At 74.9% G+C, this 10,843-nt stretch carries 9 protein-coding genes; 7 read left to right on the top strand and 2 right to left on the bottom strand.

The window, feature by feature from the left end:
• Both E0D90_RS18640 and E0D90_RS18635 read left to right on the top strand, forming a co-directional pair.
• Positions 1 to 818, top strand: an 818-nt coding sequence (locus E0D90_RS18640) for a carbonic anhydrase (RefSeq protein ID WP_438827417.1), incomplete at its 5' end; no start/stop codon positions are given.
• Positions 819 to 1,037: 219 nt separating this feature from the next.
• Positions 1,038 to 2,072 (top strand): alpha/beta fold hydrolase, encoded by a 1,035-nt coding sequence (locus E0D90_RS18635; protein ID WP_130799321.1) that lies wholly within the window; start codon positions 1,038 to 1,040, stop codon positions 2,070 to 2,072.
• A 21-nt stretch (positions 2,073 to 2,093) separates the two neighbouring features.
• Here E0D90_RS18635 and E0D90_RS18630 read toward each other — a convergent pair whose 3' ends face one another.
• On the bottom strand, positions 2,094 to 3,344 hold the full coding sequence (locus E0D90_RS18630) for an MFS transporter (RefSeq protein ID WP_130799320.1): 1,251 nt from the start codon (positions 3,342 to 3,344) through the stop codon (positions 2,094 to 2,096).
• Positions 3,345 to 3,519: 175 nt separating this feature from the next.
• Here E0D90_RS18630 and E0D90_RS18625 point away from each other — a divergent pair, with 175 nt between their 5' ends.
• A complete protein-coding gene (locus E0D90_RS18625) occupies positions 3,520 to 4,074 on the top strand; it encodes a TetR/AcrR family transcriptional regulator (RefSeq protein WP_130799319.1) in 555 nt (184 codons plus the stop codon).
• Positions 4,075 to 4,155: 81 nt separating this feature from the next.
• Here E0D90_RS18625 and E0D90_RS18620 read toward each other — a convergent pair whose 3' ends face one another.
• Positions 4,156 to 5,076, bottom strand: coding sequence for an AEC family transporter (locus E0D90_RS18620; RefSeq protein WP_103504644.1), 921 nt, complete (start codon positions 5,074 to 5,076; stop codon positions 4,156 to 4,158).
• A gap of 510 nt (positions 5,077 to 5,586) precedes the next feature.
• On the opposite strand from E0D90_RS18620, the gene E0D90_RS18615 reads away from it, so the two are divergent.
• From E0D90_RS18615 to E0D90_RS27945, 4 genes are all read left to right on the top strand, one after another.
• Positions 5,587 to 7,302 (top strand): SDR family oxidoreductase, encoded by a 1,716-nt coding sequence (locus E0D90_RS18615; protein WP_130799318.1) that lies wholly within the window; start codon positions 5,587 to 5,589, stop codon positions 7,300 to 7,302.
• Positions 7,303 to 7,370: 68 nt separating this feature from the next.
• Positions 7,371 to 8,744, top strand: a complete 1,374-nt coding sequence (locus E0D90_RS18610; protein ID WP_130799317.1) for a cryptochrome/photolyase family protein — start codon at positions 7,371 to 7,373, stop codon at positions 8,742 to 8,744.
• Positions 8,745 to 8,865: 121 nt separating this feature from the next.
• A complete protein-coding gene (locus E0D90_RS18605) occupies positions 8,866 to 10,155 on the top strand; it encodes an NAD(P)/FAD-dependent oxidoreductase (RefSeq protein WP_227870313.1) in 1,290 nt (429 codons plus the stop codon).
• A 116-nt stretch (positions 10,156 to 10,271) separates the two neighbouring features.
• Positions 10,272 to 10,843, top strand: a 572-nt coding sequence (locus tag E0D90_RS27945) for a MerR family transcriptional regulator (protein ID WP_438827416.1), incomplete at its 3' end; no start/stop codon positions are given.

Raw genomic sequence — 10,843 nt, 5'->3', positions numbered from 1 at the left:
GCCCACACCCCACCCCCCTTGTCGCCACCCACGACTCCACCACGGCCGAGACCGGCGGCGACCGGCGCGCCTTCCTGCGGACGGCACTCGCCGGCTCCGCCGCCGTCGGCGCCACGCTCGCCCTCGGCGGCCCGGCGTTCGCCACGACCGCCACGACCGCCCCCTCCCCCACCGCGAGCGCCACCTCCGTGCCGCCCGCGTCCGCCGTGCCGTTCGCCAACCCGGCGCCGAACCCGGTCACGGCACGGCAGGCGCTCAAGCGCCTGGTCCTGGGCAACGACCGCTGGCGCGCCGAACAGCAGCAGCACCCGCGGGAGTCGGGCACGATCCGGCAGACCCTGGTCTCCGGTCAGCAGCCGTTCGCGCTGATCCTCGGCTGCATCGACTCGCGCGTGCCGCCGGAGCTGGTCTTCGACCAGGGGCTCGGCGACCTGATGACCGTGCGCTCGGCCGGCTGCGTGCTGGACTCGGCGGTCCTCGGCAGCCTGCTGTACGGCGTGCTGGAGCTCAACATCCCGCTCATCGTCACCCTGGGCCACCAGCACTGCGGCGCGGTCAAGGCGGCGGTGCACGTGGACGAGACCGGCGACGAACTGCCCGAGCACATCGACTACATAGCCGAGCAGATCATCCCCTCGATCGACCACTCGGTCACGGGCGACGCCCGCGTGGAGGCGACCACCAACGCGCACACCCGGGCCGTCCGCGACCGCCTGGCCGCCGAGACGGACATAGCCCCGCGCGTCGCCGACGGGCGGCTGCTGGTCGTCTCCGCGCGGTACCAGCTGACCACCCAGCGGGTGCACCACCTGGCCTGACGGACGGCACCACCCGGTGACGGCCGGTTCGCGCGGACACGCGCGGACCGGCCGTCCAGCGTCCGCCTGGGGGCGGTGCGTGCGGAAACGGCAAAACGATGCGGGGCCGGCACGGACCGGCCACCATGATGACGGCAGTCGGCGGCGCCCCGGCAGCGACCGGAGCCCACCACGCACGCCACCGCCGGCCCACCACTCCCCGCACGTCCAGGAGGAGCCATGCCGCACCACCCGCCCGCGCCGCAGCCGCCGTCCGGCGCCCCCGCACCCGCACCCGTCCATCGCCTGGTGGAGTCCCCGGCCGGGCGCATCCACCTCGTCGAGCAGGGCGAGGGGCCGCTCGTCCTGCTGCTGCACGGCTTCCCCGAGGCGTGGTTCTCCTGGCGGCGCCAGCTGCCGGCGCTCGCCGGCGCCGGCTACCGGGCGGTCGCCGTCGACGTGCGCGGCTACGGCCGCTCGTCGCGTCCGGCGGACATCCCGGCCTACCGGATGCTCGAACTCGTCGCGGACAACGTCGCCGTGGTCCGGGCGCTCGGGGCCCGGACGGCGACCGTCATCGGTCACGACTGGGGTTCGCCGATCGCCGCCAACAGCGCGCTGCTGCACCCGGAAACCTTCACCGCGGTCGGCCTGCTGAGCGTCCCCTACAGCCCGCGCGGCGGGCCGCGCCCCACCGAGCTCTTCGACCGGGTCGGCGGCGACGACGAGTTCTACGTCAGCTACTTCCAGCGGCCCGGCCGCGCCGAGGCGGAGATCGAGCCGGACGTGCGCGGCTGGCTGGCCGGACTGTACGGGGCGCTCTCCGCCGACACCATGCGAGCGGCGGACGTCCCGCCGGTGCACTTCATCCCGCCCGGCGCCCGGATGGCCGACCGCTTCCCCGCCGCGGGAACGCTGCCCGCCTGGCTCTCGGAAGAGGAACTCGACCGCTACGCGGCGGAGTTCGAGCGGACCGGGCTGACCGGGGCGCTCAACCGGTACCGCAACATGGACCGCGACTGGGAGGACCTGGCGCCGTGGGACGGGGCCGCCATCCACCAGCCGTCCCTCTTCATCGGCGGGAACCGTGACGCCTCCACCACCTGGATGTCGGAGGCCATCGACGCCTATCCGCGGACCCTGCCCGGTCTGGTCTCCAGCCACCTGCTCGACGGATGCGGCCACTGGGTGCAGCAGGAGCGAGCCGACGAGGTCAACGCCCTGCTGCTGGAATGGCTCGACGCGGTCACTCCGGCCGATACCGGCACCAGCTGATCCGCGACACCGGCCCGCCCGTCAGGAGACCTTCGGGCGCTCACCCACCGGTTCCGGAGCCCCGTCGCCGCCGTCCGCCGAAGCTGCCCCGGCGCGCGGCCGGGCCGCTGCGGAGGTGACCGTGACCGTCGCCACCACGACCAGCACCAGCAGCATGGCGCCCCGCAGCCCGACGTGCTCACCGACGAAGCCGAGCACGGGCGGGCCGGCCAGGAAGGCCAGGTAGCCGGCGGTCGCGACGGCGGCGACGGCGGCGTCCGGGTCGTCGGAGTCCCCGGCGGCGGAGATGGTGACGGGGAAGCCGAGGGAGGCGCCGAGCCCCCAGAGCACCACGGCCGCCCCGGCCACCGCCGAGTTCGGCGAGAACACCACCAGGGCGAGACCGGCCACCGACACCAGGGCGCTGCCGCGCAGCACCAGTACGGGACCGAACCGGTTGAGCAGGGTGGCGCCCATGAAACGGCCGCAGGTCATGGCCGCGGCGAAGGCGGCGAAGACGATCGAGCCCGTGGTCTGGGTGGTCCCGTGGCCGTCGACCATGATCAGCGGCAGCCAGTCGTTGGCCGACCCCTCGGCGAGTGCGAGCGCCAGCACCACCATGCCGAGCAGCACGATCCGGCGGTCGCGCCAGACCACGAGCTGGGCGCGCCAGCCGGCGCCGGACCCGGCGTCGAGGGACTGACGGCCGGTGCCGGGCGGGATGGAGCGCACCGACCAGGCGAAGGCGACGGCGGCGAGCGCGGAGACCACGCCCAGGTGCAGGACGACGGGGACCCGCAGGTAGGTCAGCACGATGCCCGCGAGCGCGCCCACGACGGTGCCGGCGCTGAAACAGCCGTGCAGGGCCGGGAGTACGGGGCGTTCCAGGCGGCGCTCGATGTCGGCGCCCTCGATGTTGACGGCGATCTCCGACAGTCCGCCGCCGCCTCCGAAGAGCCCGAGGCCGAGCGCGACCAGCGGCGCGGAAGCCGCGGCGCTGCCCAGCCCGACCACCAGCACGCCCGCGACCACCAGCACGCCGCCGACGGCCATCGTGGTGCGTCCGCCGTGACGGCGGACCATCGCCGCGGAGGAGAGGATGCCGGACATCGACCCGACGGAGAGGCCGAGCAGCACCAGGCCCATCTGCGCGGTCGACGCCTGAAGCGCGTCACGGACGGCGGGGGTGCGCACGATCCAGGACGACATCGAGACGCCGACCAGCAGCATGAAGACGAACAGGGAGAGCCGCCACCTGCGGATCGGCAGCAGGGCGGGAGCCGCGGAGACCATGCGTACGATCGTACACAGCGGCCGGGCGCGTCCGCGGGGGTCGGCCGCGTTCCGGAACTCCCCACGCACGAGCGCGCTGTGGCCCTTCCCGCGCGCCGGGCGTCAGGCGGCGGGCGGCGGGCGGCGGGCGCGCGGACGAACGAGGACCGGCACCGTCGCCTCTACACTGGCGCGAATGGGCACGCGGCGTAACGACCCCGACCGGCGGGACCGCATCATCGATGCGGCGCTGGAGGTGATCGCTGCCGACGGCGTGGCCGGCACCTCGCACCGCCGCGTCGCCGCCCGCGCGGGCGTCCCACTCGGGTCGATGACCTACCACTTCACCGGGATGGACCAGCTGCTCCACGAGTCGCTGACCCGGTTCGCGACCCGGGTGAGCGACCGGTTCGAGCAGCGGCTCGCCTCCGCCGGTGCCCCGGCCGAAGTGGCCGACGCGGTGGTCGAGTTGATCCTGCAGGATGTCTTCGACGACCCGGACTCGCTGGTGGTGACGCTGGAGTTGTACACCCTGGCCGCCCGCCGGCCGGAGTTCCGCGACCTGACTCACGACTGGATGGCGCGCAGCCGGGCCTCCCTGGAACGGCACCTCCCGCCCTCCACGGCACGGCAGTTGGACGCGTTGATCGAGGGGCTGTCCATCCACCACGCGCTCGATCCGGGGCCCTACACCAGGGCGCTGGTGCGCGCGGCGGTGGAACGGGTGATCGCGGTGCCCACCGGCGCGTAGCCGCCAACGGCCGCGGCTCCCCGCACCGAACCGGCGCACCGAACCGGAGCACTGCCCCCGGCCCGGACGCCCCGCCGCCGCTCAGCGCAGCAGCACCGTCACGACCACCAGCGCCGGAGCGGCCAGGATCGTGGACAGCAGCACCGAGTCCCGGGCCAGCGTGGTCCCGATGTCGTAGCGCGAGGCGTACGTGAAGAGGTTCTGCGCCGCCGGCAGCGCGGCGACCACGACCACCGCGAACAGCGCCTCGCCCTCCAGGCCGAAGGCGCCCCAGCCGATGGCCCACGCAAGGAACGGCTGCACGGTCACCTTCACCAGCACCGACAGCAGCACCGGCCAGCGGTCCGGGCCGCGCGCCGGCAGCGCGCGGCCGTGCAGCGAGATCCCGAACGCCAGCAGCACCGCGGGCACCGACATGCCGCCGATCAGCGTCACCGGGTCCATCACCAGGGCCGGCACGTCCAGCCCGGCGATGTTGACCGCCAGACCCGCCAGCGAGCCGATCACGACCGGGTTGCGGAACGGCGTCGTCACCTGCTGCCACACGCCGCGCCGCTCCTCGCTGGTGGCGATGTCCAGCACGGTCAGCGCGACCGGCGCGATCAGCAGCTGCTGGAGCAGCAGCACCGGCGCGACCAGCGAGGCGTCGCCCAGCACATAGGCGGCGATCGGGATGCCGAGGTTCCCCGCGTTGACGTAGCTGGCGCACAGGGCGCCCAGCGTGCTGTAGCCCAGGCCCCAGCGGCGGATCACGGCGACCACCACGAAGATCAGCGCGGCGGCGAGCGTGCTGAGCGCGGTCACCACCAGCGGCGCCGAGAGGATCACCGACAGGTCGGCCTCCGCGAGGACGGTGAACAGCAGCGCCGGGGTGGCGATGGAGAAGGCGAGCCGGGTGAGGACCTGACGCCCGTTGTCACCCAGCACGTCCAGCCGTCCCGCCGCGTAGCCGACCGCGATGATCACCGAGATCGTCGCGAAGCCCGCGATCACGCCACCCATACCGCTCCTCTCCCCGTCCGCCGGCCGCCCGCCCGCCGTCGCGTCCGATTGATGATGCAGGGCGCATCTTTCCGCCAGGTGACGTGCGGGCGCCCCGCCCACCGGGGGTTCTGTGGCCTTTCTCACGCGGTGCGACCAGCAGGTGGACGCCGCGTACCCGGAGGGTGACGTTCCCACCGGCGGGAGGCCCGCGGGCGGCCCGTTTCGGTCAGATCGCGGCCCGGCTACCGGAGTGCGGTGGAGCTGTGGGGAATCCGGCGGACACCGCCGTATGCCCGCCGTCGCGCGTGCCCGCCGTCGCGTATGCCCGGCTACCGGAGCCGGGCGCGCGCCGGGGCGCGCGGCGCCCCCACGCACTCCGAACCGAGGCGTGCCGCGCCGCAGGCGGGGAAGGCGTAGCCGGTGTCCCCCGCTCCGGTGGCCCCGGCCGCCGGTCCGCCCGCTCCCTGCGCGGAATCCGCCGCCAGGGGCCAAGGTGGGCAGGAGGACGAGCGCGGACCTGGAGGCACGATGACCGCTCGGGAGAACGACCCGCGGATCACCGACGGCGATGACGGCGACCACGGCACTGACGGTGACGGCGACCACGGCGCGGAGAGCACCGCCCGTGGGCCCGCCGGACCGGCGGCCGGCGAACCGGCAGGAGAGCCCCTGCACTGCCTGGTCACCGGCGCCAGTGGCTACATCGGCGGCCGGCTGGTCCCCGAACTCCTCGACGCCGGACACCGCGTCCGCTGCATGGCCCGTTCCCCCGAGCGGCTGCGCGACCACACCTGGGCCGACCGCGCCGAGGTGGTGCGCGGCGACGCCCTGGACCCCGCCTCCGTCAACGCCGCGATGCGCGGCATCGACGTCGCCTACTACCTGGTGCACGCTCTCGGCGGCGGCTCCGGGTTCGAGGACACCGACCGCCGCGCCGCCGAGATCTTCGCCGAGGAGGCGCGCACCGCCGGAGTGCGCCGCATCGTCTACCTCGGTGGTCTGACCCCCGACGGCGTTCCCGAGGAGAAGCTCTCCCCGCACCTGCGTTCGCGCGCAGAGGTGGGCCGGATCTTCCTCCGTTCGGAGGTACCGGCGACGGTGCTGCGCGCCGCGGTGATCATCGGCTCGGGGTCGGCGTCGTTCGAGATGCTGCGCTACCTCACCGAACGGCTCCCGGTGATGGTCACCCCCCGCTGGGTCCGCACCCGCATCCAGCCGATCGCCGTCCGCGACGTGCTGCGCTATCTGGTGGGCAGCGCCCGGATGCCGGCCGAGGTCGACCGCTCCTTCGACATCGGCGGCCCGGACGTCGTGACGTACGAGGAGATGATGCAGCGCTACGCGGCGGTGGCCCGGCTCCCCCGTCGGCTGATCATGCGCGTCCCCGTGCTCAGCCCGACGCTCTCCAGCCACTGGATCGGCCTGGTCACCCCGGTGCCGCCCACGCTGGCGAAGCCGCTGACGGAGTCGCTGCGGCACGAGGTCGTCTGCCATGACCGCGACATCAGCCGCTGGGTGCCCGACCCGGCCGGCACACCGATCGGGATCGACCGCGCCCTCACCCTCGCCCTGTGGCGGGTCCGGGACGCCGACGTCACCACCCGCTGGTCGTCCGCCTCACTGCCCGGCGCACCCAGCGACCCGCTGCCGACCGACCCCGACTGGTCCGGCGGCAGCCTCTACACCGACCGGCGGTCGGTACGCGTCGCAGCGGCCCGCCCGGCACTGTGGCGGGTGATCGAGGGCATCGGCGGCGAACACGGCTGGTACTCCTTCCCCCTCGCCTGGTCGCTGCGCGGCGGACTGGACCGGCTGGTCGGCGGGGTCGGTCTGCGCCGCGGGCGCCGGGACGCCCAGCGGCTGCGGGTCGGCGACTCGCTGGACTTCTGGCGGGTCGAGGAGATCGAGCAGGGCCGCCTGCTGCGGCTCCGCGCCGAGATGCGGCTACCGGGCCTGGCCTGGCTGGAGTTGCGCGCCGACACGGACGAGGACGGCGGCACCCGCTACTCGCAGCGGGCGCTGTTCCACCCGCACGGGCTGGTCGGTCACATGTACTGGTGGAGCATCTCCCCCTTCCACTCGATCGTGTTCGGCGGCATGGCCCGCAACATCGCCCGCGCGGCGGAGCGTTCGGAACGCGCCAAGGTCGGGCACGGTGGTGGCGACAACGGCGGGGACGGCGACGGCGACCGGCACGGGCCGCGTGCGCCCGTCCCGACGGCCCCCGGCGCGGCCGGCGGCTGACCCCTCTCCGCCGGCGCCCCGGCCGGCTCTGTCACCACAGCGTCAACGGAACAACCAGGAGTGGCTCCATGACCGTCGCGGTCGTCCTGTTCACCTCGGACCTGCGTCTGCACGACCATCCGCCGCTGCGCGCGGCGCTGTCGGAGTGCGACGAGGTGGTACCGCTCTTCGTCCGGGACAGCGGGGTCGACGCCGCCGGGTTCGCCGCCCCCAACCGCCTCGCCTTCCTCGCCGACTGTCTGCGCGACCTCGACGAGGGGCTGCGGGAACGCGGCGGCCGGCTGGTGCTGCGCAGCGGCGAGGTGACGGCTGAAGTACGCGCGCTGGCACGGGAGGTCGGCGCCGGGCAGGTACACGTCGCCGCCGGGGTCAGCGCGTACGCCCACGCCCGCGAGGACCGGCTGCGCGCCGCGCTGGCGGAGGACGGCCGTGCCCTGCGGGTGCACGACGCGGTGATCACCGCGCTCGCCCCCGGCGCGGTCGAACCGGCCGGCTCCGACCACTTCGCGGTCTTCACGCCCTACTTCCGGCGCTGGGAACGCGAGGAGATCCGCGCGACGCTCGGCGCCCCGCGCAAGGTCCCCGTCCCGGCCGACCCACGCTCCGAGCCGCTGCCTGACCGCGCCGGCGTCACCGGTGTCTCGACGGCGCTGGCCGAAGGCGGAGAACGGGCCGGACGACGGCAGTTGACCGCCTGGCTGCGGGACGGCGTGGCGTCCTACGAGGAACGCCACGACGACCTCGCCGGGGACGCCACCTCGCGTCTCTCCCCGCATCTGCACTTCGGCACCCTCGCCCCGGCCGAGGTGGTGCACCGGGCGCGCGCGGCCGGCGGCACCGGCGCCGAGGCTTTCGTCCGGCAGGTGTGCTGGCGGGACTTCCACCACCAGGTGCTGGCCGCACGCCCGGCCTCCTCCGCCACCGACTACCGCGGCAAGGGCGACCGTTGGCGCACCGGGACGGCGGCCGAGGAGGACTTCGCAGCCTGGCGCGACGGCCGCACCGGCTACCCCATCGTGGACGCCGCGATGCGGCAGCTGCACCACGAGGGCTGGATGCACAACCGGGGCCGGCTCCTGGTCGGCAGCTTCCTCACCAAGACTCTGTACCTCGACTGGCGTTGGGGAGCACGGCACTTCCTGGAGACGCTGGTGGACGGCGACGTGGCCAACAACCAGCTGAACTGGCAGTGGATGGCGGGCACCGGAACCGACACCCGCCCCAACCGGGTGCTCAACCCGATCCGCCAGGCGTTGCGTTACGACCCGGACGGCACGTACGTACGACGATGGGTCCCCGAACTCGCGGAGCTGGAGGGCGCGTCGGTGCACGAGCCGTGGAAGCTGGAGGGGCTGGACCGCGCCCGGTTCGACTATCCCGACCCGGTGGTCTCCCTGACCGACGGGCTCGCCCGCTTCAAACACGCACGAGGCGTGGAGTGACGGCGCCCGGCGAAGCGACGCCCGACGCGACCGCGCCCGCGCCCGCGGCAACGACGCCCGACGAAGCGACGCCCGACGAAGCGACGCCCGGCCCGCTCGCGCCGGAGAAAGGTGAGAGCCCGTGACGGCCACTCGCAGCATCCACCCGGACCACCCCGACGTCATCGTCGTCGGCGCCGGCCTCGCGGGCCTCGCGTGCGCCCTCGATCTCGCGGAGGCCGGTCTGGAGGTGGCCGTACTGGAGGCGTCCGACGGCGTCGGCGGCCGGATGCGGACCGACCGGCGTCACGGCTTCCAGCTGGACCGCGGCTTCCAGGTCTTCAACACCGCCTACCCCCAGGTCGCCCGGCGCCTGGACCTGTACGGACTGCGCCTGCACCCGTTCACGCCGGGCGTGCTGGTCCACACCGCCCACGGACGGGTGCGCTGGGACAACCCCACCCGCCACCCCGCCCGCGCGGCGGGGCTGCTGACCTCCGGCGACGCCTCCCCGGGCGACCTGCTGGCGCTGGGCCGCCTCACCGCACGCGACACCCTGCTGCCGGCCCGCGCGCTCAAACGAGGAGTGGAGGAGACGACCCTCAGCGCCCTCGCCCACGCGGGCATCTCCGAGGCGCTCGTCGAGGAACTGCTGCGGCCCTTCCTCTCCGGCGTCTTCCTCGAAGACGAACTCGCCACCTCCAGCAGGATGTTCCACCTGGTGTGGCGCAGCTTCGTGCGCGGCCACCTCACGCTGCCGGCCCGGGGCATCGGCGCCGTGCCACAGCAGCTGGCGGACGGGCTCCCGTCCGGATCGCTGCGGCTGGAGACCCCGGTCGCGGCACTGGCCGACCACGGCGTGGTGCTGGAGTCCGGCGCCGAACTGACGGCCGCCACCGTGGTGGTGGCCACCGACGCGGCCACCGCCGCGACCCTGCTGCCCGGGCTCGCCGTCCCCGACTTCCGCACCGTGACCACCTACTACCATGCCGCGTCCCGGCCGCCGCTGCGTGAACCGACGTTGCTGCTGGACGCCGCCGGCCGGTTCCTCAACACCGCCGTCCTCAGCCAGGTCGCACCGAGCTACGCGACGGACGGACGGGCCCTGGTCGCCACCTCGGCCCTCGGCGACGACGTCCCGGGCCGGGAGACGACGCTGCGCGCCGAACTCGCCGAGGTCTACGGCACGGACACCCACGGCTGGGAGCTGATCGACACCCACACGGTCCCGGCGGCGCTGCCGGCCATGGTGCCGCCCTGGCCGCTGAGCCGCGGCTGCGCGATCGGCCCGGGCCGGTATGTCTGCGGCGACCACCGGGCGACCGGCTCGGTGCAGGGCGCCCTGGCGTCCGGCGCCCGCGCCGCCCGGGAGGTCATCGCCGCCCGGGTGGCACCGCTCGCCCGCCGTCGGGGCGGGACGGGCACGCGCTGAGCGCTCGGCGGGCCCGACGGGCGCGGCGGTGACCATCCGCACGCCGTGGTGCGCCCTCGGTGCGGGACGCGCGCGTACGCCGAACGACGGTACGCACGGGCGCTGTTGGTCCTAGCATGGGCCGGGTGACAGCCGACCGCCATGGCCGGCGCCCGACGGCGGGCGCGGGCGCCGCCCTCACCACCGGCGCCGCCCTCACCACCGGCGCGGTCGCCCGTCGGCTCGGCGTCGCACCGACGACGCTGCGCTCCTGGGAGCGGCGCTACGCGATCGGCCCGGCCGACCGCGAACAGGGCCGCCACCGGCGCTGGACCCCCGCGGACATCGCCCGCCTGGAGGAGATGTGCCGACTGACCGGCCTCGGCGTCCCCCCGGCAGAGGCCGCACGCGCCGCGCTGCGCACCGCCCACGGCGTCCCCCTCGCCGGCCCCGGGCCCGAACCGTCCGCCCCGCCGCCCCGCCCGCCGAACCCACACCCGGCGACGACCGGCGCACCTTCACCGGGGTGGACCCGGCACCTGCTGCCCGCCGTCCGCCCCGGTAGCCCCGGTAGCGGTCCCGACGACCGGGGCCCCAACGGCCACGGAGCCAACAGCGCCAACGGCCCCGCCAACGGCCCCGGCCTCCACGACGCCGGCAGGGCCACCGGGCTGCTCCCCGCACCCCGTGCTCGAGCCCGACCGGCCAC

Source organism: Streptomyces otsuchiensis (assembly GCF_004305975.1).
In the GTDB taxonomy this organism is placed as follows: domain Bacteria; phylum Actinomycetota; class Actinomycetes; order Streptomycetales; family Streptomycetaceae; genus Streptomyces; species Streptomyces otsuchiensis.
The sequence above is the reverse complement of the archived record's forward strand: the minus strand, read 5'-3'. Positions and strand labels throughout refer to the sequence as shown.

Coding starts and splice junctions, on each gene's coding strand:
- E0D90_RS18635 (WP_130799321.1), top strand. CDS start 1,038: ATGCCGCACCACCCGCCCGCGCCGCAGCCGCCGTCCGGCGCCCCCGCA.
- E0D90_RS18630 (WP_130799320.1), bottom strand. CDS start 3,344: ATGGTCTCCGCGGCTCCCGCCCTGCTGCCGATCCGCAGGTGGCGGCTC.
- E0D90_RS18615 (WP_130799318.1), top strand. CDS start 5,587: ATGACCGCTCGGGAGAACGACCCGCGGATCACCGACGGCGATGACGGC.
- E0D90_RS18610 (WP_130799317.1), top strand. CDS start 7,371: ATGACCGTCGCGGTCGTCCTGTTCACCTCGGACCTGCGTCTGCACGAC.
- E0D90_RS18620 (WP_103504644.1), bottom strand. CDS start 5,076: ATGGGTGGCGTGATCGCGGGCTTCGCGACGATCTCGGTGATCATCGCG.
- E0D90_RS18625 (WP_130799319.1), top strand. CDS start 3,520: ATGGGCACGCGGCGTAACGACCCCGACCGGCGGGACCGCATCATCGAT.